General features: G+C 70.2%; 20 protein-coding genes. 7 read left to right on the top strand and 13 right to left on the bottom strand.

Going from position 1 to position 22,439, the window contains the following annotated elements; translation table 11 throughout:
* Positions 1-63 precede the first annotated feature (63 nt).
* The 8 genes from galE to ABH935_RS39135 form a co-directional block, all read right to left on the bottom strand.
* The gene (gene galE / locus ABH935_RS39170) at positions 64-1,035 is read right to left on the bottom strand and encodes a UDP-glucose 4-epimerase GalE (RefSeq protein WP_370383040.1); all 972 of its coding nucleotides are present in this window, start codon (positions 1,033-1,035) and stop codon (positions 64-66) included.
* 71 nt (positions 1,036-1,106) lie between these two features.
* Positions 1,107-1,742: a lactate utilization protein C gene (locus tag ABH935_RS39165; protein ID WP_370383039.1), complete on the bottom strand. Its 636-nt coding sequence runs from the start codon at positions 1,740-1,742 to the stop codon at positions 1,107-1,109.
* Positions 1,739-3,196, bottom strand: a complete 1,458-nt coding sequence (locus ABH935_RS39160) for a LutB/LldF family L-lactate oxidation iron-sulfur protein (protein ID WP_370383038.1) — start codon at positions 3,194-3,196, stop codon at positions 1,739-1,741. Before ABH935_RS39160 ends, ABH935_RS39165 begins: the two co-directional genes overlap by 4 nt.
* On the bottom strand, positions 3,193-3,876 hold the full coding sequence (locus ABH935_RS39155) for a (Fe-S)-binding protein (protein WP_370383037.1): 684 nt from the start codon (positions 3,874-3,876) through the stop codon (positions 3,193-3,195). Before ABH935_RS39155 ends, ABH935_RS39160 begins: the two co-directional genes overlap by 4 nt.
* Position 3,877: 1 nt before the next feature.
* Positions 3,878-4,807 carry an aldo/keto reductase gene (locus ABH935_RS39150; RefSeq protein WP_370383036.1) on the bottom strand — a complete coding sequence of 310 codons (930 nt, stop codon included), beginning with the start codon at positions 4,805-4,807 and terminating at the stop codon, positions 3,878-3,880.
* A gap of 4 nt (positions 4,808-4,811) precedes the next feature.
* Positions 4,812-5,570, bottom strand: a complete 759-nt coding sequence (locus ABH935_RS39145; RefSeq protein WP_370383105.1) for an SDR family NAD(P)-dependent oxidoreductase — start codon at positions 5,568-5,570, stop codon at positions 4,812-4,814.
* Positions 5,571-5,580: 10 nt separating this feature from the next.
* Entirely contained in the window at positions 5,581-6,894 is a 1,314-nt protein-coding gene (locus ABH935_RS39140; protein WP_370383035.1) for an L-fuconate dehydratase, read from the bottom strand.
* Positions 6,891-7,751 (bottom strand): fumarylacetoacetate hydrolase family protein, encoded by an 861-nt coding sequence (locus tag ABH935_RS39135; RefSeq protein WP_370383034.1) that lies wholly within the window; start codon positions 7,749-7,751, stop codon positions 6,891-6,893. Before ABH935_RS39135 ends, ABH935_RS39140 begins: the two co-directional genes overlap by 4 nt.
* 244 nt (positions 7,752-7,995) lie before the next feature.
* On the opposite strand from ABH935_RS39135, the gene ABH935_RS39130 reads away from it, so the two are divergent.
* Genes ABH935_RS39130 through ABH935_RS39120 form a run of 3 tightly spaced genes read left to right on the top strand, consistent with a single transcriptional unit; the run spans position 7,996 to position 11,687 of the window.
* Entirely contained in the window at positions 7,996-9,039 is a 1,044-nt protein-coding gene (locus tag ABH935_RS39130) for a sugar ABC transporter substrate-binding protein (protein WP_370383033.1), read from the top strand.
* A gap of 7 nt (positions 9,040-9,046) precedes the next feature.
* Positions 9,047-10,657, top strand: a complete 1,611-nt coding sequence (locus ABH935_RS39125; RefSeq protein WP_370383032.1) for a sugar ABC transporter ATP-binding protein — start codon at positions 9,047-9,049, stop codon at positions 10,655-10,657.
* Positions 10,650-11,687: an ABC transporter permease gene (locus ABH935_RS39120; RefSeq protein ID WP_370383031.1), complete on the top strand. Its 1,038-nt coding sequence runs from the start codon at positions 10,650-10,652 to the stop codon at positions 11,685-11,687. The genes ABH935_RS39125 and ABH935_RS39120 overlap by 8 nt, the downstream gene beginning before the upstream one ends.
* Positions 11,688-11,782: 95 nt before the next feature.
* Here ABH935_RS39120 and ABH935_RS39115 read toward each other — a convergent pair whose 3' ends face one another.
* A complete protein-coding gene (locus tag ABH935_RS39115; RefSeq protein WP_370355550.1) occupies positions 11,783-12,478 on the bottom strand; it encodes a FadR/GntR family transcriptional regulator in 696 nt (231 codons plus the stop codon).
* Between the two features lie 96 nt (positions 12,479-12,574).
* On the opposite strand from ABH935_RS39115, the gene ABH935_RS39110 reads away from it, so the two are divergent.
* Positions 12,575-13,843 (top strand): alpha/beta hydrolase, encoded by a 1,269-nt coding sequence (locus ABH935_RS39110; protein WP_370383030.1) that lies wholly within the window; start codon positions 12,575-12,577, stop codon positions 13,841-13,843.
* Between the two features lie 18 nt (positions 13,844-13,861).
* On the opposite strand, the gene ABH935_RS39105 is transcribed toward ABH935_RS39110, so the two are convergent.
* Positions 13,862-15,259 carry an MATE family efflux transporter gene (locus ABH935_RS39105; protein ID WP_370383029.1) on the bottom strand — a complete coding sequence of 466 codons (1,398 nt, stop codon included), beginning with the start codon at positions 15,257-15,259 and terminating at the stop codon, positions 13,862-13,864.
* A 125-nt stretch (positions 15,260-15,384) separates the two neighbouring features.
* Between ABH935_RS39105 and ABH935_RS39100 the strand changes: the two genes are divergently transcribed.
* Complete coding sequence (locus ABH935_RS39100; protein ID WP_370383028.1) at positions 15,385-16,116, top strand: group II truncated hemoglobin; 732 nt, start codon at positions 15,385-15,387, stop codon at positions 16,114-16,116.
* A 38-nt stretch (positions 16,117-16,154) separates the two neighbouring features.
* Here ABH935_RS39100 and ABH935_RS39095 read toward each other — a convergent pair whose 3' ends face one another.
* The 3 genes from ABH935_RS39095 to ABH935_RS39085 form a co-directional block, all read right to left on the bottom strand.
* Entirely contained in the window at positions 16,155-17,399 is a 1,245-nt protein-coding gene (locus tag ABH935_RS39095) for an alpha/beta hydrolase family protein (RefSeq protein ID WP_370383027.1), read from the bottom strand.
* 165 nt (positions 17,400-17,564) lie between these two features.
* The gene (locus ABH935_RS39090; RefSeq protein ID WP_370383026.1) at positions 17,565-18,530 is read right to left on the bottom strand and encodes a hypothetical protein; all 966 of its coding nucleotides are present in this window, start codon (positions 18,528-18,530) and stop codon (positions 17,565-17,567) included.
* Between the two features lie 109 nt (positions 18,531-18,639).
* Entirely contained in the window at positions 18,640-20,370 is a 1,731-nt protein-coding gene (locus ABH935_RS39085; RefSeq protein ID WP_370383025.1) for a penicillin-binding transpeptidase domain-containing protein, read from the bottom strand.
* An 88-nt stretch (positions 20,371-20,458) separates the two neighbouring features.
* On the opposite strand from ABH935_RS39085, the gene ABH935_RS39080 reads away from it, so the two are divergent.
* Positions 20,459-21,409, top strand: coding sequence for a LysR substrate-binding domain-containing protein (locus tag ABH935_RS39080; RefSeq protein WP_370383024.1), 951 nt, complete (start codon positions 20,459-20,461; stop codon positions 21,407-21,409).
* Positions 21,406-22,293 (top strand): serine hydrolase, encoded by an 888-nt coding sequence (locus tag ABH935_RS39075; protein WP_370383023.1) that lies wholly within the window; start codon positions 21,406-21,408, stop codon positions 22,291-22,293. The genes ABH935_RS39080 and ABH935_RS39075 overlap by 4 nt, the downstream gene beginning before the upstream one ends.
* Positions 22,294-22,439 lie beyond the last annotated feature (146 nt).

Raw genomic sequence — 22,439 nt, 5'->3', positions numbered from 1 at the left:
TTGTCCGCAAAACACCACACTGCATATCAGCCCCGGAAATCGCCCAAGGGCCGATATGAGCGACTAACGACGATAGAAGGCCCAGGCGTCCGCGACGGTCTCGGCCAGCTCCGTCCGCTCCGGGCTCCAGCCCAGCACCGTCCGCGCCCGCTCCGCCGAGGCCACCAGCCGCGCCGGATCGCCCGCACGCCGCGGCTTCTCCGCGGCCGGAACCGCCGCCCCGGTCGCCTTGCGCACCGCCTCCAGCACCTCGTAGACCGAGAACCCGGTCCCGGTGCCCAGGTTGCAGATCAGGTGCTCGCCCTTCTTCGCCGCGCCCAGCGCCAGCAGGTGCGCCTCGGCCAGGTCCCGCACGTGGATGTAGTCGCGGATCGCGGTCCCGTCCGGCGTCGGGTAGTCGGTGCCGAACACCGAGGCCTCCGGCGCGTTCCCGGCCGCGACGTCCAGCAGCCGCGGGATCAGGTGCGTCTCCACCTCGTGCCGCTCGCCCTGCGCACCGTAGGCGCCGGCGACGTTGAAGTACCGCAGCGACACCGCGGCGATGCCGTACGCGGGAGCTGCGAACGTCAGCATCTGGTCGGCCGCCAGCTTCGAGGCCCCGTAGGGGTTGGTCGGCACCGTCGGCATGTCCTCGGTGATCGGCGTGGCCTCCGGCTCGCCGTAGCAGGCGGCGGTCGAGGAGAAGACGATCGTCCCGATCCCGTAGTCGCGCATCGCCTCCAGCAGGTTCGCCGTGGTGGTGATGTTGTGCCGGAAGTACCGCGCCGGCTCGGCCACCGACTCCCCGACCAGCGAGCGCGCCGCGAAGTGCAGGATCGCGTCGATCGGGCCCTGCTCGGTGACGGCCCGCAGCACGTCCCCGAGCTGCCGCTGGTCCAGCACGTCGGCGTGCCGGAAGGCGGCGCCGGCGGGCACGGCGTCCCGGTGCCCGGTGGACAGATCGTCGACGACGGTGACTTCGTGCCCGGCCTCGACCAGCACCGCGGAGGTGACCGAGCCGACGTACCCGGCGCCACCGATGACCAGCAAACGCATGCTTGTTCAGACCTCCGCGGAGAGCGAGTGGGACAGCCCCAGCCTAGCCGAAGTCTCAGAAATAAACAGACTCACCCAGAAATCAACACAACGGCAAGCGTCCGCGGCCCGTGCACGCCCTCGACCCGGTCCAGCTCGATGTCGGAGGTCGCCGACGGCCCCGAGATGAACGTGGTCGGCCGCTCCGGCACCAGTGTGCGGAGCGCGAGCGGCACGTCGGCGGCGACCTGCGAAGCCCGGACCACGCACAGGTGCAGGTCCGGCACGAGCGAGAGCGCGCGCCGCCCCTGCCCGGGCCCGGCGTCCAGCACGATGGTCCCGGTCAGCGCGATCCCCAGCGCGGCAAGGGTGATCACGCCGTCCGACGCGTCGAGCTCGGCGGGGGTCAGCGGCGGATCGTCCGCCAACCGAGAACCCTGATACGCAGCCAGCAACTCCTCCGGAAAGCCCGGAGGCACGACCAGGTTCTCGACACCATGCTCGGCAAGAATCCGCGCGATCTCAGCCGGCGCGTCGGACTCGCCGACCCGCGCGACCGTGGCCCGGTAGTCCTCGACGCGCTCCACGAACAGGTCGACGACGCCCCCGGTCGCATGACTGTCGACGTAAGCGCGGGTGACCTCGACGTCCTCGGGACGCTCGTCACCCGGCACATCGCGCAGCGCCGAGCGGATACGCCCCAGGATCGCCGCCTTCGCCTCGCTCATGGCCGTCCCGCCTTCCGCCACCACGTCCGGAACGGCTCCCGCGCCGGCACCGGCACGTCCCGCGCTCCCGTCCACTTCCTCGCCGGCCCCGGCAGCCACCGTCCGCCGCGGATTCCCACGAGCCGCCCCGCCATCGCCCCCAAGCGCTCGGCCATCGCCAACCGACGCGGCGACCCGAACACCACCAGCGCGCCCTTCATCGCCAACGCCTCGGGCTTCGGCACGCCGCCCCGATGCGAGTCCACGACCTTGGCCCGCAAGTGCACCAGCATCTCGGGGATGTCGATCCGCACCGGACAGGCGTCGTAGCAAGCGCCACACAGGGTCGAGGCGAACGGCAGCGAATCAGCATGCTCAGACGTCCCGACCCCGACCAACTGCGGCGTCAGCACCGCCCCGATCGGCCCCGGATACACCGATCCGTACGACCGACCGCCGGTCCGCTCGTAAACGGGGCACACGTTCAGACACGCCGAGCACCGGATGCAGTGCAGCGCCGACCGGCCTTCGGTGTCGGCCAACGTCTTCGTCCGGCCGTTGTCGAGCAGGATCAGGTGGAACTCTTGCGGTCCGTCGCCAGGCGTGACACCGGTCCACAGCGACGTATAAGGGTTCATACGTTCCGCCGTCGACGACCGCGGCAGCAGTTGCAGAAACACTTCCAGGTCATTGAAGGACGGCAGGACCTTCTCCAGCCCCATCACCGTGATCAGCGTCTCCGGCAGCGTCAGACACATCCGGCCGTTGCCCTCGGACTCCACGACCCCGACGGTCCCGGTGTCCGCGCACGCGAAGTTGGCTCCGGAGATCGCCACCTTCGCCCGCAGGAACTTCTCCCGCAGGTGCACCCGCGCCGCCTCGGCCAGCACTCGCGGCTCGTCCGTCAGATCGTCCGGCGCGGCGACGCCATGCTTGCCCATCTCCCGCTTGAAGATGTCGCGGATCTCGGTGCGGTTGCGGTGGATGGCCGGGACCAGGATGTGCGAGGGCCGGTCGTCGTTCAGCTGCACGATCAACTCGGCGAGGTCGGTCTCGGTGGCCTCGATGCCCTCGGCTTCCAGGGCCTCGTTGAGCCCGATCTCCTGGGTGGCCATGGACTTGATCTTCACGACCTCGGTCGCGCCCTTGGCCCGCACCAGCTCGCTGACGATGGCGTTGGCCGCGCGCGCGTCCTCGGCCCAGTGCACGACACCGCCGGCCGCCGTGACCGACGCCTCCAGCTGAAGCAAATACTCGTCCAGGTGCCGCATGACGCGGTCCTTGATCTGCGAGCCGGCTTCGCGCAGCGTCTCCCAGTCGTCGAGCTCTGCGACAGCCTTCAACCGCTTGTCGCGGATGGTGGTGGTCGCGTGCTTCAGATTCCGGCGCAGCTGCGTGTCCTGCAACGCGTCGTGTGCTGCCTTGGGGAACGTCGGCGACCCCAGCCACACTACGTTGACTTCATCGCGGCTCATCGCGTCGCCGCCAGGATCTCGGCCAGATGCAGGGTCCTGACACCCGACTTAACTCGCCCCAGTCCCCCGCCGATGTGCATCAGGCAGGAGTTGTCCGACGCGCACAGCGTCTGCGCACCGGTCTTACTCACGTTCCCCATCTTGTCCTGGAGCATCGCCACCGACGTCTCAGAGTTCTTCATCGCGAACGTCCCGCCGAACCCGCAGCACGACTCGGCCTCCGGCAGCTCCACCAGATCGATGCCCTCGACCGCGCGCAGCAGCTGCAACGGCTTGTCGCCGACGCGCAGCATGCGCAGGCTGTGGCAGGTCGGATGGTAGGTGACGCGGTGCGGGTAGTAGGCGCCGACATCGGTCACCTCCAGGACGTCCACCAAGAACTCCGAGAACTCGTACACGTTCGGCGCCGTCTCGGTCTTGTGGTGGTGCCGGACGTGGCCACCGCAGGAGCCGGACGGCGTGACGATCGCGTCGTAGCCGCGGAAGGCGTCGTTGAACGCCCCGACCAGCGAATCGGCCTCGCGCCGGTACCCGGTGTTGTAGTGCATCTGGCCGCAGCAGGTCTGCGCCGCCGGGAACTCGACCGTGTGGCCTAGCCGCTCCAGCACGGCGGTGACGGCTTTGCCGGTGTCGGGGAAGAGCGCGTCGTTGTAGCAGGTGATGAACAGGGCGACGCGCATCTCAGGCCTCTGCCCACAACGCGTCGGGGATCGGCACCCGCGCCATCTCCACGCAGTCGCGCACCTCCTGCGGCGACCGGGCGCCGATCAGCACCGACCGCACGGCCGGATGCCGCAGCGGGAACTGGAGCGCGGCGGCGCGCAGCGGGACGCCGTGCCGCTCGCAGATGTCCTTGAGGCGCAACGCCTCGGCCAGGATCTCGGGCGGGACCGCCGCGTAGTCGTAGGTCGAACTCGGCTTCGGATCGACCAGCAGCCCGGAGTTGAACACGCCGCCGATGACGATGTCCACGCCATGCGCGGCCGCCCGGTCGAGCAGCTCGGTGCCGGACCGGTCGAGCAGCGTGTAGCGGCCGGCGAGCAGCACCACGTCGATGTCGGTCTCCAGCACGAACCGCAGCGGCACGCGCACCTGGTTCATCCCGACGCCGACCGCCCCGATCACGCCCTCGTCGCGCAGCTTCGCCAACGCCGGGAACGCCTCCCCGATCGCCTGGTCCTCATGCCGGTCGGGATCGTGGATCAGGACGGTGTCGACGCGGTCCAGCCCGAGCCGCTCCAGGCTGGCCTCGATCGAGCGCCGCACGCCGTCCCCGGAGAAGTCCCACACCCGCCGGAACGCCGCCGGCACCGCGAACCCCTCGTCGTCGAGGCCGACCGGATCGGCCACCGGCTCCAGGATCCGCCCCACCTTGGTCGACACGGCGAACTCGCCGCGCGGCCGCTCCCGCAGCGCCGCCCCGAGCCGCCGCTCGGACAGGCCGAGACCGTAGTGCGGCGCGGTGTCGAACGCGCGGATGCCGGCGTCCCACGCGGCGTCCACGGCGGCGCGCGCCTCGTCGTCGGTCACCGCGGTGAACAGGTTGCCGAGCGCCGCGGCGCCGAACGACAGCTCGGTCAGCGCGACGCCGCGGCCGATGGTGTTTGACATGCAGTCACTGTCCCACGGGACGCAAGCGCAACCCTGCCATTCCGCCGTCGACGGCGAGCGCCGTCCCGGTGACCGAGGCGGCCGTCGGCGAGGCCAGGTACGCGATCGCCGCGGCGACCTCGTCGGCCGAGACCAGGCGGCCCATCGGCTGCCGCGCCTCCAGCGCCGCGCGCTCGGCGGCCGGGTCGTCGGCGGCGTCCAGCAGGCGGCCGACCCACGGGGTGTCGGCGGTGCCGGGGTTCACGCAGTTCACGCGGATGCCTTCGCGGACGTGGTCCGCGGCCATCGCCAGGGTCAGCGACAGCACCGCACCCTTGGTCGCCGAGTAGAGCGCGCGCTGCGGCAGGCCAGCGGTGGCGGCGATCGAGCAGGTGTTCACGATCGCGGCGTGCTGCGACTCGCGCAGGGCCGGCAGGGCCGCGCGCGTCACGCGCACCATGCCGACCACGTTCACGTCGTAGACCTTCATCCACTGCTCGTCGGGATTGTCCTCGACGGTGCCGGCCGCGCCGATGCCGGCGTTGTTGACCAGGATGTCCAGGCCGCCGAGCGCTTCCCGGGCCGAGGCGATCGCCGCGCGCACCGAGGCGTCGTCGGAGACGTCCGCCTTGAAGCCGTGCAGCCCCGCGCTGATCGCCGCGGCCGGGTCCAGGTCCAGCACCGCGACCGCCGCGCCGCGGTTGGCCAGCAGCCGCGCGGTGGCCGCGCCGATGCCCGAGCCGCCGCCGGTGACGACCGCCTTCAGCCCCTCGAAGTCCCGCATGTCCTGCATCTCAGCCCTCTCCTCGGTCCGCGCGCCAGAACGAGCCGTCAGGGAACGAATACGCTTCCAGGGTCGCCGGGAACATCTCCGCGGAGAAGCCCGGCGCGGTCGGGGCCTGGTACGCCCCGCCGGTGACCACGGTCGGCGTCACGAAGTGCTCGTGCAAGTGGTCGACGTACTCCACGACCCGGTCCTCGGTGGTGCCGGTCAGCGCCACGAAGTCGAACATCGACAGGTGCTGGACCAACTCGCACAGCCCGACGCCGCCGGCGTGCGGGCAGACCGGCACGCCGAACTTGGCCGCCAGCAACAGGATCGCCAGGTTCTCGTTGACCCCGCCGACCCGCGCCGCGTCCAGCTGGACGAAGTCGATGGCCTCGGCCTGCAGCAGCTGCTTGAACACGATCCGGTTCTGCACGTGCTCCCCGGTGGCCACCTTCACGGGCGCCACAGCGGCCCGGATCGCGGCGTGCCCGAGCACGTCGTCCGGGGAGGTCGGCTCCTCGATCCAGTACACGTCGAACTCGGCCAGCGCCTTGACCCACTCGATCGCCTCGCCGACGTTCCAGCGCTGGTTCGCGTCGATCGCCATCCGGATGTCCGGCCCCACCGCGGCGCGCGCGGCCCGGCAGCGGCGGACGTCGTCGGCCAGGTCCGCGCCGACCTTCAGCTTGATCTGGGAGAAGCCGGAGGCGACCGCCTCGTGCGCCAGCCGGGTCAGCTTCTCGTCGGAGTAGCCGAGCCAGCCCGGCGAGGTGGTGTAGGCGGGATACCCCTGGGCGCGCAGGGTGGCCTCGCGGTCGGCCGCGCCGTCCTTGCCGCGCCGCAGCAGCTCCAGCGCCTCCTCGGCGGTCAGCGCGTCGGCGATGTAGCGGAAGTCGACCTGCGAGACGAGCCATTCCGGATCGCCGTCGGCCAGCAGCTTCCACAGCGGGACGCCGGCACGCTTGGCCGCCAGGTCCCAGAGCGCGTTGACGACCGCGCCTATCGCCATGTGCATGACGCCCTTCTCCGGGCCCAGCCAGCGCAGCTGGCTGTCCCCGATCAGGGCCCGGTTCACGATGCCCGGGTCGGCGCAGACCTCCTCGACGTCGCGGCCCAGGACGTGCTCGCGCAGCGCCTCGATCGCCGCGACCTGCACGTCGTTGCCGCGGCCGATGGTGAAGGTGAAGCCGTGGCCCTCCAGGCCGTCTCCCGCGTCGGTGCGCAGGATCAGGTAGGCGGCGGAGTAGTCGGGGTCCGGGTTCATCGCGTCCGAACCGTCCAGCTCCCGCGAGGTGGGGAACCGGACGTCGAAGGTCTCGAAACCGACGATCCGGCTCATGCCTGGACCAGATTCGAGCGCTGCGATCCCAGCCCGTCGATCTCCAGCTCGACCACGTCGCCCGCGCGCAGGTAGGGGTGGTCGGCCATGCCGAGCGCCACGCCCGCGGGGGTCCCGGTGTTGATGACGTCCCCGGGCTCCAGCACCATGTGCTGCGAGAGGTAGTGGACGACCTCGGCCACCCCGAAGATCATGTTCTCGGTGTTGCCGTTCTGCCGCTGCTCGCCGTTGACCTTCAACCGCAGGCCCAGCTTCTGGAAGTCGGCGACCTCATCCGCGGTGACCAGGTGCGGCCCGAGCGGATTGAACGTCTCACACGACTTGCCCAGGTCCCACTGCCCCGAGCGCTCCAGCTGGAACTCCCGCTCGGAGACGTCGTTGCTGACCGCGAAGCCGCCGATGACGCCGAGCGCGTCCTCGTGCGACTCCAGGTAGCGGGCCCGCGCACCGATGACGACGGCGAGCTCCACCTCCCAGTCGGTCTTCACCGAGCCGCGCGGGATGAGGATGTCGTCGTTCGGCCCGACGACCGTATAAGGGTCCTTCATGAAAACGACGGGCCGCGGCGGGATCGGCGCACCGGTCTCCTCGGCGTGGTCCCGATAGTTCAGCCCGATGCACACCACCTTGCCGGGGCGCGCGACAGCGGCGCCGACGCGCAATCCAGCGACCTCGTCGGCCGGGAGCTCGGGCAGGGTGCCGGCCTCAGCCGCGGCACGGACCACATCCGTGCCCTGGTCCACCCAGAACGCACGGTCCAGGTCGCCGATGACACCGGTCAGATCGAAGTAGCGGCCGTCGGCGGCGAGCAGCACGGGGCGCTCGCGGCCGGGCTCGCCCAGGCGGAGGAGTCTCACGTTCCGGGACTCTAGGCAAACATCGGATCTATCGTCAAGGGATTCAAGATCCTTCTCACTTCCCGGACCGAGGTCGGCCTGGCGGTTTCCGGAGTGGATCTAGCAAATCCCGGTAACGATTGTGTTCCGCAGTCTTTACAGCCCCCGCTCCCAGGGCTATACATCGGATGACTGAAACGGCAAGTGACACAGAACACACACCCGCCCCCATTTCTCAGCTCACCCTCCACAAACGAGGACGGTCATGAGGCAGCACCGTACGTCGAGAACAGTTCTGGCCCTCACGGCCGTCGCGGCGCTCGGACTGAGCGCCGCCGCCTGCGGGCGCGGCGGCTCCAAGTCCGCCTCCGGCGGCGGCAAGAAGATAGGCATCGACTTCCCCAGGTCGGACTCCGACTTCTGGAACAGCTACGCGAAGTACGTCAACGGCGATGTCAGCTCCGGCAAGATCAACGCGCTCCCGGCCACGAACTCCAACAACCAGACCGACGTCCTGGTCTCCAACGTCACCACGCTCACCGGCCAGGGCGCGAAGGTCATCCTGATGGCCCCGCAGGACACCGGCGCCATCGCCAGCACCCTGGAGGACCTGGCGAGCAAGCACATCCCGGTGGTCAGCGTGGACACCCGCCCCGACAAGGGGCAGGTCTACATGGTCGTGCGCGCGGACAACAAGGCGTACGGCACCAAGGCCTGCCAGTTCCTCGGCGACAAGCTCAAGGGCACCGGGCGGATCGTGGAGTTCGAGGGCGACCTCACCTCGATCAACGGCCGCGACCGTTCGCAGGCCTTCGGCGACTGCATGAAGCAGAACTACCCGAACATCAAGATCGAGGCCGAGCCGACGAACTGGGCCGGCGACGTCGCGGCTTCCAAACTCCAGGACGCGCTGAACGCGGGCACCGTCAACGGCATCTACATGCAGGCCGGCGGCGTGTTCCTGGCGCCGACGCTGTCCCTGCTCAAGCAGAAGAACCTGCTGGTGCCGCCGACCGACCCCAAGCACATCTTCATCATCTCCAACGACGGCATCCCGGCGGAGTTCCAGGCCATCAAGGCCGGCCAGATCGACGCCACCGTCTCCCAGCCGGCCGACCTGTACGCCAAGTACGGGCTCTTCTACGCCCAGGCCGCAGCCGATGGCAAGACCTTCTCCCCCGGCCCGACGGACCACAACTCGACGATCATCTCACTGCCCAACGGGCTGGAGGACCAGCTGCCCGCGCCGCTGGTGACTTCGGCGAACGTGGACGACCCCACGCTGTGGGGCAACCAGGTCGGCAAGTGACGGCCCGATGACGACGCAAGACCAAAGGGCGGCCGGGACCACCGGCCGCCCCGTCGCCACGGCGATCGCCGTGTCCAAAAGCTTCGGCGCCACCCGCGCCCTGATCGACGTCGGCATCGACGTCGCCCCCGGCGAGGCGCACGCGCTGGTCGGGCGCAACGGCGCCGGGAAGTCCACGCTGGTGTCGCTGCTGACCGGGCTGGCCCGGCCGGAGGCGGGGCGCATCCTGTTCGACGGCGAGCCGGCGCCGTCCGTGTCCGATCGCGCGGCCTGGCAGGCGCGGGTCGCGTGTGTCTATCAGAAGTCGACGATCATCCCGACGCTGTCGGTGGCCGAGAACCTGTTCCTGAACCGGCAGGCCGACGGGCTGCGCCGGATCAGCTGGAAGGCGCTGCGCTCCCGCGCGGCGGATCTGCTGGCCGAGTACGAGATCGACGTGGACCCGGCCGCGGCCGCCGCGACCCTGGCCGTGGACCAGCGGCAGGTGCTGGAGATCGCCCGCGCGCTGTCGTTCGGGGCGAAGTTCATCATCCTGGACGAGCCCACCGCGCAGCTGGACGGCGCGAAGATCGCAGGGCTCTTCGATCGGCTGCGGCGGCTGCAGGAATCCGGCGTGGCATTCCTGTTCATCTCGCACCACCTGGCCGAGGTGTACGAGGTCTGCCAGACGGTCACCGTCTACCGCGACGCCCGGCACATCCTCACCGCGCCGGTCGCGGGGCTGGACAAGGACGCCCTGATCGAGGCCATGACCGGCGAGGACCGCTCGGAACGGGCCCAGTACGCGGTCGACACCTACTCCCCGCCGGCCGACACCGTTCCGGCGCTGGAGATCAGGGACCTGACTCTGCCCGGCGCCTACTCCGCCTTCTCGGTCTCGGTGGGCCGGGGCGAGATCGTCGGCCTGGCCGGCGCCGGCGGCTCGGGCGTGGTCGCGCTCGGCGAGACGGTCGCCGGGCTGCACCGGCCGAGCGCCGGGGCCGTCGCGGTCGCCGGGAAAAGCGTGCGGACCGGGAGCGTGCCGGACGCGCTGCACGCCGGGCTCGGCTTCGTCCCCGAAGACCGGCACGCGCAGGGCGTGGTCCCGATGCGGCCGATCGCCGAGAACATCACGCTCACCGCGATGGACCGGCTGGGCCGCCACGGCTTCTTCACCGGCGACTCGCTGCGCCGGGCCGGCAGTGCCCTGATGACCCGGCTGGACGTCAAGGCCGAGGGGCCGGACCAGCCGGTCGGCGCGCTGTCCGGCGGCAACCAGCAGAAGGTGGTGATGGGCCGCGCGCTGGCGAACTCGCCGAAGGCGCTGGTGCTGATCCGGCCGACCGCCGGGGTGGACGTGAAGTCGAAGGAGTCGCTGCTCGGCACGGTGCGCCAGGCCGCCGACGAGGGCTGCGGCGCGCTGCTGGTCTCCGACGAGCTCGACGACCTGCGGATCGCCCACCGGGTGGTGGTGATGTTCAGGGGTGAGGTCGTCGGGGAGTTCCCGAGCGGTTGGAGCGACGCCGAACTCATCGCCGCTGTGGAAGGACTCAGCGACGTGGAAGGACTCAGCGGCCCCACGCCGGCCGCGCCTGCCGAAGACCAGACCATCGCGAACGAAAGGCCCGGCCATGAGTGAGGCCACGACGATGACCGACGCGGCCGAGACCATCCCGGCCGGGCGGACCGGGCGGTTCGGCCGCCCGAGCACCCGCTGGCTCCGCGAGTTCTCGCTGCTGCCGGCGATGGCGCTGCTGATCCTGATCGGCTTCATCGAATCGCCGGACTTCCTGACCTCGGACAACTTCCTGGCGATGCTCCAGCAGTCCACCGAGCTCAGCGTGCTGGTCCTGGCCGAGGCGCTGATCCTGATCAGCGGCCGCATGGACCTGTCGCTGGAGTCGACGGTGACGCTGGCCCCGGTGATCGCGCTGTGGCTGGTGCTGCCGACGTCCGGGAACCGCTTCAACGGCCTGGGCTTCGGCGCCGAGTGGATGGCGATCCCGGTGTGCCTGCTGGTAGGGGCGGCGGTCGGGGCCGTGAACGGCTTCCTGATCCTGAAGATGAACCTGAACGGCTTCGTCGTCACCCTCGGAATGCTGACGATGCTGCACGGCCTGGTGATCGTCATCGACGGCGGCCAGACCATCTTCACGCTGCCGCCGTCGTTCGCCTACCTCGGGCACACCGTCTGGCTCGGACAGCCGGCGTCGGTCTGGATCTGCGGAATCCTGTTCGCCGTCGGCATCATCGCCCTCGGCTGGTACCGCCACGGCCGCGCGGTGTACGCGATCGGCGGCAACCCGGGCGCCGCCAAGGCCGCCGGCATCCGCGTGGAGCGCACGGTCTGGATCGTCCTGATCATCGGCTCGATGCTCGCCGCCTTCGCCGGCATGCTCTACACCGGCCGCCTGGGCTCCGCCTCGGCGAGCGCCGGCACCGGGAAGATCTTCCAGGTGTTCGCCGCGACGGTGATCGGCGGCGTGAGCATGAACGGCGGGCGCGGCTCGCTGTTCGGAGCGCTCACCGGCGTGCTGACGCTGCGGCTGATCGAGAACGTGCTGACGTTCGGGCACGTGTCGCCGAACGACATCGAGTTCTTCGACGGCCTGGTGATCCTGGTGGCGCTGGTCGTCTCGCGCTACACCTCGGGCGCCGCGCAAGAATGATGTGGAGAGCGGTAGGGCGCTGGTTCTGGCAGAACCAGCGCCCGGCCGCTCTTTGCTATCTGCTTTCTGCTTTCGGCTTTCTGGCACCCGGCCTGCTACCCCTGCGCCGACCGCTTCTCGCTCAACGTGTTCCGCAGCCACTGCTCGATGCTCACGATGTGGATCGTCGCCCACGCCCGGGCTCCCTCGGAGTCCCGCTCGGCCAGCGCGTCGAGGATCGCCGTGTGCTCCATCAGCGTCCGGGTCAGCGCCCCCTCCTGCGTCAGCCCGCGCCAGACCCGCGCGCGCGTGGTCGGCCCCGACAGGCTGTCCAGCAGCGAGCCCAGCACCACGTTCCGCGAGCAGGCCGCGATCCGGCTGTGGAACTCCAGGTCGTTGCGCACCAGGTCCTCAACCGTCGGGGCGTTGCCGATCAGCGCCAGGTGCGCGCGCAGGTCGGCCACCTCCTCGTCGGTGATGCGCTGCGCGGCCATCGCGGTGGCGGCCGGCTCCAGGATGCGGCGTACCTCAAGGAATTCGAGAACGGTGTCGTCGCGGTGGAAGTCCACCACGAAGCTCATCGCCTCCAGCAGCCGCGCCGGCTCCAGGCTGGTGACGTAAGTACCGTCGCCCTGCCGGACGTCCAGCACGTGGATCAGCGACAGGGCCCGCACCGCCTCCCGCAGCGAGCTGCGCGAAAGCCCCAGCTCCGCGGCCAGGTCCGCCTCCTTGGGCAGGCGGTCGCCGGGCCGCAGCCGGCCCTTGATGATCATCTCTTTGATCTTCTCGATCGCCTCGTCCGTGACCGCCATGCGGTCATTGTGCCAGCGCCGGGGGCCGGTGGCCTGCGGCGGGTGGATAGGCGACCCTTACCCAGAACTGACAGGACCCCCGAGAAGATCGAGCCCGTGGACGTGTCGTTGCTGGACGGCTGGCTGCCGTGGACCCTCCGGGTGCTCACCGTGGCGCTGGTCGTCGTCGCGATCGGACGCAGACGGCTGCGGGACCGGAAGTTCCTGCTCAAGCGCCTGCCGATCGTGCTCGGGGGATCTGTTCTGTTCGGCGTGCTGTGCGCGGTGCTGGTCCGGACGGTCGGCGGGATCTCCGATCCGCTGCCGCTCGGGCTCTGGTGCTGGCTCGCGGTCTTCGCCCTGGCCCTGGGCCTGGCGATCGTGTGCTGGCGCGGCTCCCGGTGGTGGCAGCGGACGGCGGCGCCGCTGGCGATGGTGCTGGCCGTGCTCACCGCCGCCGACGCGCTGGACATCAGCCTGGGCTACTACCCGACGCTGGCGGACATGTACGGCGAGCTCACCAACCAGGCGCTGCCGCAGCAGGTCACCCTGGCGCAGCTGGGCGGCATCCACGGCAACACCAGGACCGGCCGCATCGTCGAGGTCGACATCCCGGACACCGCCAGCGGCTTCCAGCACCGCAGCGAGTACGTCTACCTCCCGCCGGCCTGGTTCCGCTCCACCCACCGCCCCAAGCTCCCGGTCGTGGAGATGATCGGCGGCGAGTTCGCGGTCCCGGACAACTGGATCCGCGCCGGCAACGCCGTCAAGACCGCCGACGCCTACGCCGCCGCGCACCACGGCTTCGCCCCGGTCCTGGTCTTCGTCGACGCCTCCGGCGGCTTCAAAGTCGACACCGAGTGCGTGAACGGCCCCGCCGGCCGAGCCATGGACCACCTGGTGAAGGACATCCCGCCCTACGTCGAGAAGACCTTCGGCACCGCGACGATCCCGGCCAAGTGGGCCGTCGCCGGCTGGTCCATGGGCGGCACCTGCGCCGTCGACCTCGCGCTCACGCACCCCACGGTCTTCGGCCACTTCCTCGACATCAGCGGCGACCTGGGCCCCAACAAGGGCGACAAGAACTCCACCATCGCCGCCCTGTACGGCGGCGACGCGGCCGAGTACGCCGCCGACGACCCCCTGACCATCCTGGCCAAGCACAAGAAGTGGCCCAAGACCTTCTCCGGCATGTTCGCCGTCGGCGACCAGGAGTCCGCGCAACCCAAGCACGCCCAGCAACTCTCCGCCGCGCTCAACAAGGACCACGTCCCGAACCAGATCTGGACCGGCTCCGGGAAGCACTCGTGGACCTTCGCGCAGGCGGCGTTCGTGCAGGAGCTGCCCTGGCTGGCCAAGGCGGTTCAGGTGCCGGGGGCGAAGTAGCGCGACACAGCCCCCGCCTCACGGCGTCTGCGTCACCGCTGCCACCTCGGCGGCGGCCGTCGCAGCCTCCGTACCCTCGCCGCTGGCGCCGCGGTCCGCGCCAGTCACGATCCAGCCGTCGGTCCGGATCCGCGCGCCGAGGGCGATCAGCCGCGCCAGCATGAACACCCCGAGCGCCCACCACAGCCCGATCAGGCCCTGCCGCAGGTGGTACGAACCGAGCGCGGCGGCCAGGTAGGCGCTGGTCGTCGCGATGCCGGCCCAGGCCAGGAACCGGCCGTCGCCGGCGCCGATGAGGATGCCGTCCAGTACGAACACCGGTGCGGCGATCGGCAGGAACAGTGCCTCCAGCAGCAGCACGTCCGCCAGCAGGTTGCGGACCGCGTGGTCCTCGGTGAACAGCGGGATGAAGCCCTGCCGCGTCGCCAGCACCACCAGCGCCAGCACGACGCCGACCACCACGCCCCACTCGATCGTGCGGCGTGTCGCGCGCCGTGCGCCCGGCACGTCCGAGGCCCCGAGCAGCTGCGAGATCCACGCCTGCCCGGCGATGGCCAGCGCGTCCAGCACCAAGCTGAGGAACCCCCACAGCGACCACGCGACCTGTTGCGCCGCCAGCGCCTCGGTCCCGTAACGCGCGGCGAGGATGGTCCCGGCCAGCAGCGCGATCCGCAGCAGTATCGTGCGGATCAGCAGCGGGACGGACGCCGTCGCGGCCTGCTTAATCCCCTCGCGGTCCGGACGCAATGGCGCTCCATACTTGCGCGCCGCCTTATAGACGACCGCCGCATAGGCGACAGCCATCCCGTACTGCGTGAGAACCGTGCCGGTAGCCGAACCGGCGATCCCCATCCCCGCCGGATAGACCAGCAGCAGGTTCAGCACCACGTTCATCCCGGCGCCGGTCGCCGCCACTACAAGTGTCGTGCGAATGTCCTGCAGACCTCGCAGAACGCCTGTAGAAGCAAGCACCAGCAGCATCGCCGGCTGCCCTATAGAGGCGATCCGCAGATAGGTCACCCCATAAGGCACCGCCTCATGCGACGCCCCGAACACCCGCACCAGCGGCGCCGCGAACACGATCCCGGCGAGCCCCAGCACCACGCCGAGGATCACCCCGAGCCACATCCCGTCCACGCCCTGCCGCACCGCCCCCGGCAGATCCCCCGCGCCGATCCGCCGCCCGACGGCGGCCGTCGTCCCATAGGCGAGGAACACGCAGAGGTACGTCAGGGTCGCCAGCAAAGCGCTCGCCGCCGCCAGCCCGGCCAGTTGCGGCGTCCCCAGATGGCCCACGATCGCCGAGTCCGCCAGCAGGAACAGCGGCTCGGCGACGAGGTTCCCCAGCGCCGGCAGCGCCAGCTTCACCAGCCGCGCGTCCTCGGCCGTGGGGCGGAAGCTGTGCTCGGAAGTCATCGGCGGTCCCGGGTCGGCGAGGTAGTGGACGAGACGACAGGCGGGGCGTCACAGGCACAGCACCGCCACGTATGTTACAGCGGCGGATCGGCCCGGATAAGAAGGCGCCATGAAAGGCTGGCGGCATGACCGTCGAGTACATCCGCTATCGCATCCCCGCCGAGCGCGCAGCCGACTTCGAGGCGGCCTACGCCGACGCGGCCGCCGCACTCGCCGCCGACCCGGAGTGCGTCGGCTACGAACTGACCCGCGGCGTCGACGAACCCGACCAGTACGTCTTCCGCACCACCTGGAACTCGACGAAGAAGTCGCCGACCCCGGACGAGGACCACCTCAAGGCCTACGAAGCCGACATCACCGACCGGCGCCACTACAAGAACACCGCCGTCCGAGGCGACGGCGGCGCCGTCCCGAGCCTCTACGAATGGCTCGGCGGCGAAGAGGCCCTGCTCCGCCTGACAGAGGCCTTCTACCGCGAGGTCCTGAAGGACGACCTGCTCCACCCGCTGTTCGCGGGCATGAACCCGGAGCACCCGCGACACGTCGCGGTCTGGCTCGGCGAGGTCTTCGGCGGCCCCAGCACCTACACCGACTCCCACGGCGGCTACCGCCACATGATCCGCCAGCACCTCGGCCGCGGCATCCAGGAGAAGCAGCGCCGCCGCTGGGTCAGTCTCCTGATGGACGCCGCCGACGAGGTCGGCCTCCCCGACGACCCCGAGTTCCGCGCCGCCTTCACCGGCTACATCGAATGGGGCACCCGGTTGGCCGTCATCAACTCGCAGTCCGGCGTGAAGGAGTACGACGCCCCGATGCCCAAGTGGAACTGGGGCGGGCATCCTCCGTACCGCGGCTGAGCGACCGGAGGGACACCCGCCGCAGAGGCGGACGAGTCCTACTTCACGAACGTGATCGGGTACTGCGACGCGCCACGGCCGTCCAGCAGGTGGTTGTCGTGGCCCTTCAGGAACCGGTCGAAGAACGAGTCCACCAGCGCCCGATCGGCCGCCACCGCACGCCTCGCGTCGACCGTCCCGTTGTCGTAGGTCAGCGTCGAGTCCGGAACCTTGCCCGCCAACTGCGCCAGCAGCGGCTCGGCGTCGGTGAACGACTGGTGCTGCGAGTCGTTCAGGGTGACGTCGGCCTTCCACCCCTTCTGGTGCTGCCAGAACGACGCCCACGACGGCTCGACGTGGATGCTGCTGGGGTAGCGGCCGGTGCTGCCCATCAGCAGCAGCGGCTGCTTCAGCCCGTGCAGCGCGACCTGGCTCAGGTGGGTGCCGTCGGGGTTCTCGGTGAACTCCAAGGTGCCGTCCAGATTGACGCCGGCCAATACCCGCGGGTCGTGGTACATCGTCTCCGCCGCCTCGAACCCGCCGGCGGAGTGCCCGAACATCCCGATGTCGTTCAGGTTCATCCCGGCGGTCAGCCGGTGCGGCAGGCTCGACAGCCGGTTCAAAACGAGCTGGGTGTCAGCCAGGCGGATGTCCATCACCTTGGTGAGCAGGACCGTGGCCGCCGCCTGGTCGTCCCCGACCTGAGCGAAGGCCGCCAGCAACGGCGCGTTGCCGACCACATGGCTGTCCGGGAACTCCGTGGCCGGCGCTTCCCCGGTGTGGTCGATGGTGACCACCACATAGCCCTGCGACGCCAGGTTCTCCACCAGCGTGACATTCGAGTCCCTCGGGTCTCCGGCACCGGGCGAGTACAGGACGACCGGGAAGCGCCCCGGCGCCATAGCGGCGTCCTGCACCGAGTGCGTCTTAGTCGCGGCCCAGTTCACCAGACCGGCAGGCAGGTTGTTGCCACTGTCCAAGCTGGCGCCGATCAGAGCGGACGCCGCAGCCGGGAACTGGTTGGTGGAGGGCTTGCCGCCGGTGTGCACGGCCGGGTAGAAGACGCTGATCATCAGCTCGCGGAAGGGCTGGTTCGGCGTCCACGGATCCGACCGGCTGTTGTCGACCAGGCGGAAGGTCGATTCGCCGGTGGCGTAACGGCCAATCGGCGCGGGCAGCTTGAGCGTCTCCCCCTCGGCGGGCTTGGAGGACGCCACGGCCGACGCCGGAAGCGTGGTCGAGACGACGAGACCACAAGCGACGACCCCGGCCAGAGAAGCGGCGACGAGACGAGAAGTGCGCATGAGACGTTCCTTCGGATGCGGTGGCGCGGTGTTCTGACACCTTGATCCTCGCAACTCGCGCACCCCACGAACTACGGTGCTACCAGGCGTTTCACTCTTCGTGAGGGCCGTACCGCCATAGGGCGGATAACCGCCCTATGACAGCGTCCGTACTAACGCGCCGCGTCAGCCGGACGTGACGCAGGCGTTCGCCCTGTTGGACCACAGGCCCTGCACGTCGAACGTGCCGGTGGACAAGGTCTCGTAGGCGTCCAGGTTCACGCACTCGTCGCCGATCTCCCCGCCGCCGGAGTTGTACCACCCGGCGGTCGGCCAGAAGTCGGTGACGGTCTCGGCGTACTCGTGGGTCTCGGTCGACTCGATGCCGGAGAGCACGCGACCGTCAGTCAAGGTCGTGCAGGCGCCCGCGCCGAGGTCGGGGATGTACGGCAGGTTGGTGTAGGCCAGCGTCCCGTAGCTCGACGTGGTCTTGTCGTGCCAGGCACAGAAGCTGCTGTGCGGACCGAAGCCGTCGGGGTGCGTCCCGGTCGGCGACACGATCACGTACTGCGCGTTCAGGTTCGGGGTCTGAGTCGTGTTCCCGAAGTGGGCGGCTGCCTTGCCGGCCTCGGCGGCCAGCTGCGACTTGGACGAACGGTTCGGCTGCGCGGAAGCGTTGTCGAACCACACGCCGGCCAGCGGCGAGGACGCCGGGTGGGCCACGAACGTGGCGCCGGCGGGGCAGGTGACGGTACCGGCGGCGGCGTTCTCGCAGTACTGCGTGAGGATCGTGCCCCACGTGTCGGACGAGCCGTACAGCCCCTTGAACATGGCCTGCATGTCGGTGGCGACACCAGCTGGGTCACTGGACCACTGACTACCCCAGAACACCAGATACACCTGCGGATTCGGCGACACCACACCCTGCGTACCGTTGGTCTGGAGGGACAGCTGGCCGCCGCCACCGGCCTTGCGTGCGGTGCCCTTCTCAGAGCTCGCATGAAGCGGCTTCGCGTGCGCCGCCGATGCTGCCGGCTCTGCCGATGAAGCGGACTGTGCGGAGGACGCCGACGCCGCGGCGGTGGTGACCGGCGCGGCGGCGATCGCGGCGAGCGCTGCCGCGGCCAGGGCGGCGATGCGGAGGTTGCGCATCAGACTCCTTCTGGACGGAAGTGACGGGCCGTGGTCGGCCCGCCGTCCAAAAGGCGCCGTACTTCTGTTGTCCGTTACCGCGCTTCTCGGATCCGGTGCCCGGCTCGGGTCACCCGATCCCGATCCCGTTCAGCATCGCCTTGATCGCCGGACCGGCCTTGTCGTTGCCGAATCCGCCGTTGAGCACCACGCAGGCGACGGCGATGTCGTGCTGCGGGTCCATCGCGATCATCCAGCTGTCCAGATCCCCGTTCTGCCGCTCGGCCGTGCCGGTCTTGGCGCCGAGCGTCGGGCTGATGCCGCGCAGCGAGGTGGCCGTGCCCTCCGTGATCACCCCGCGCATCAGAGTCTTGAGATCGTTGTCGACCCCGGCGGGCAGCGGCGTCGCCGGGACCTGGCTCTGCCCCGGCAGCAGGATCGGCTGCTTGAACGTGCCGTTCGCGACCGTCGCGGCCACCGAGGCCATCGTGAGCGGGCACATCGTGATGTCGCCCTGGCCGAAGGTCTCGGCGGCGAAGCGCTCCTGGCCGTCGGCCGCGGGAACCTGCTCGCTGCCCGCGGTGCAGTACGTCGCCGAGCCGAGCCCCATGTCCCACGGCTGGTTCAGGCCGAACTGCGTCTTCGCCTCGTTCTCCAGCGCCCCGAGGCCTGACAGCCGGTCGCGCAGACCGACGTAGGAGGTGTTGCAGGACTGCTCGAAGGCGTCGGTCAGGGTGGCGTTCGGGTAGCCGTTCTTCAGGCCCTCGTCGTTGTGGTAGTGCTGCGACCCCACGGTCGAGATCGCCGGGCACGGCGCCGAATCCGACGGCTTGAGTCCGGCCTGGAGCAGCGCCGCGGTCGTGATCACTTTGAACGTGGAACCCGGTGCCCGCAGCGCGTGATAGGCCAAGCCCGCCGTGCTCTGCGAGTTGCTAGCCATCGCCAGGACGCCGCCGGTGCTCGGCTTGATGACCACCATGCCGGACTCCGGGTACGCGGCCAGCGCGTGCTCGGCGGAGGTCTGGACGCGGTCGTCGAGTGTCGACTTGATCTGCAGCGCGGCGCCGCCGCTCGGCGCGCCGATGGTGACCGGCTCGGTCCCGCCGAGCGTCGCGCCGGTGTTGGCGTCGACGAAGTTGATCTGGAGCGCGGTCGGAGCCGGAGCGCCGGACGGCTTGGCGGTCGCCAGCCGCGAGAGCACGGTCCCCAGGCTGGGATGCGCCGACGCCTGCAACGGCAGACCGGTGTCGTCGACGACCGTCGCCGCCGGCGGGGTCGCGGTGAGATTCGCCGCGCCGCCGAGCTGCGGATGGATGACGGCCGAGGACCAGTGGACCAGCGGAGTACTCGCGCTCCCACTCGCCGGGACCACCGCGAGGATCGAGGTGTAGGTCCACTGCAAGCCGCCGTCGAAGGTGTCCACAACGCTGAAGTTGTAGTGGGTCGCCGGATCCGGAGTGCCACCGGTCGCAGGGATCTGTGATCCGAGGGTGAGCTGAGTGGACTTGGGGTTCAGCGACTTCATGACCGCTTGCAGACGCGGACCGGCGGCGGTCGCGTTGTCGGTGAGGGAACCGGCCTTCGGGTAGTCGCCCGACGCCCACGCCGCCAGGAAGCCCTTCGCCACCGCGTCCGGTGTCGAGGGCGCGTCGCCGGACCCAGCCGCCCCTGCCGCCCCAGCCGCCCCCGAGGACGCTGTGCCGCTACCCGGCCCGGTCTGCGCCGTCGGCGAAGTTCCTGTGCCGCTGTGGTCGGACCGCAGCCAGAGCGCCACGGACGCGGTCGCCACCACCGCGGCCGTGACGACCGCCGCGGTGACGGTCCTTGAAGTGCGGCGTCCCCGCCGTTGCATGCCTGCCATAGCTCGCAAGGAAAGCGCGCGCCTCGTGATCCTGTCCAAGAGTCGTATGGGAAACGCATCCATAGCGAAGTGGCTATGATCCAATGTCATGGACCTCTTGGCGCACCTCCGGTACTTCCGCGTGGTCGCTGAGGAACAGCACTTCGGCCGGGCCGCCACTCGGCTGCGGCTGGCCCAGCCGTCGCTGTCGCAACGGATCCAGCGGCTGGAGCGGGAGTTCGGGGTGCGGCTGTTCGACCGGGGACGCGGCGGCGCCGTGCTGACCCCGGCCGGGCAGCTGGTGCTGGCGCAGAGCGAGGCCGTCCTCGACGCCGCCGACCGCCTGCGTTCGGTGGTGGAACGGTTACAGGACGGCGAGGTCGGGACGCTGCGCGCAGCAGTGCCGGCGCACCTCGGCGGCGCGGCGGTAGCGGCGCTGCTGACGGCGTTCCAGGAGCGCAGTCCCGGCAGCGAGCTCGATCTGCGCGAGCTCACCACGGCCGAGCAGACCGCGGAGTTGGCGGCGGGCACGCTGGACGCGGGGATCGTGCGGCATCCGTGTCTGGCCGCGGGACTGTCGTTCGGGCCGATGTTGCATCAACCGTTGGGCGTGTTGCTGCGCGGGGACGATCCGCTGGCGACCCAGCCGGAGGTAGATCTCAGAGCCCTGACCGGACGCGGTCTTGCCATGCCGCCGCGCGCGAACAGCCCGGCGTTGCACGACGAGACGCTGACCGCGTGCGCGCGCCACGGTTTCACGCCGACAGCGATCCGCACGGTCGAAGGGCTCGAATTCACCCGCGCGCTCATCCTGTCGGGAGCCGACCTGGTCGCGCTGATCCCCGAGCCGCCGCCGGAACCCGGCACCACCTGGCGTCCGCCGACCGGCCGGCCGCTGTCCTGGCGCACGTCCACGGTCTGGCGCGCCGGGCACGACGGTCCGGCCGTGCGCGTCTTCGCCGAGGCCGCCGACCTCGCGCTGCGCGTCCACGCCGGCATGTACGCGGCACCCGCCGAGCGTCCACGCGCCACCCGACCGGAAACGGAGTTCGCGTTGTGAGTGAAGCCGTCTCGCCCTCCAGCGCCACTACTCGCCGCGCCGTGACGCGCATCAACGCCGCCTTCGCCGACGCCGGCGTCGCCGGCCAATTACACGCGCTGGACATCGACTCCGGCGCCTCGGTCTCCGTGGCCGCCACGCAGCTGACGCCGACCAGCAGTCTCCACAAGGTGTGCCTGCTCGTGACCCTGTACCGAGAAGCCGCCGCCGGCCGCCTCGACCGTACGCGCCAGATCGACATCCCGGCCGGCGAGCGCACGCCGGGCTTGGCGGGCCTCGCCGTGATGCGCGACGCCGTGCGCATGTCCCTGCGCGACCTCGCGACCCTCGTGGTCGCCGTCAGCGACAACGCCGCCGCCGACATTCTGTGGCGTGCGGTCGGCTTCGACGCCGTCAACCGCACGATGGCCGAGCTCGGCCTGACCGACACGGTCGCGGTGCACGACATGGCGGCCATCAGGGACGCGCTGCGGGCCCAACCGAACCTGACCGATCCCGCCGCCTTCGCCGATATCAGTGTCCTGAATCCGGCGCTGACCAACCGCTCGACGGCCCGCCAGATGGCCGAACTGTTCGCTGCCGTGTGGCGTGACGAGGTCTGCTCCGGCGAGACGGCCGAGGAGCTGCGCGCGCTGCTCGGCCTCCAGGCCTGGACGCACCGTATGGCCTCCGGCTTCCCGTTCGACGACGTCCGGGTCAGCGGCAAAACCGCCACGCTGCCGACACTGCGCCATGAAGCCGGCGTCATCGAATACCCCGACGGCGGCCGTTACGCCGTCGCGGTCTTCACCCGCGCCGCTTCCACCGCCTCGGTCCTGCCCGCCGCCGATGCCGTGATCGGCACCGCCGCCCGCATCGCGGTGGACGCGCTGCGCTCGCCGTGAGGTTCGTGGCGAACAACCACATACCCGACTCAGGGTTCTGATTGTTGCTTTCCGCGCATTTCACGCACCTGCGAGGCCCTGGAAAACGCCGCGTCGCAGGTTGTGGCAAGTCGAATTGTTAGGAACCTTGACAGACCTCTGGTCTA

The organism is Catenulispora sp. GAS73 (assembly GCF_041262085.1).
Lineage (GTDB): Bacteria > Actinomycetota > Actinomycetes > Streptomycetales > Catenulisporaceae > Catenulispora.
Note: the sequence above shows the minus strand (reverse complement) of the source record. Positions and strands in the feature narration are given on the sequence as shown.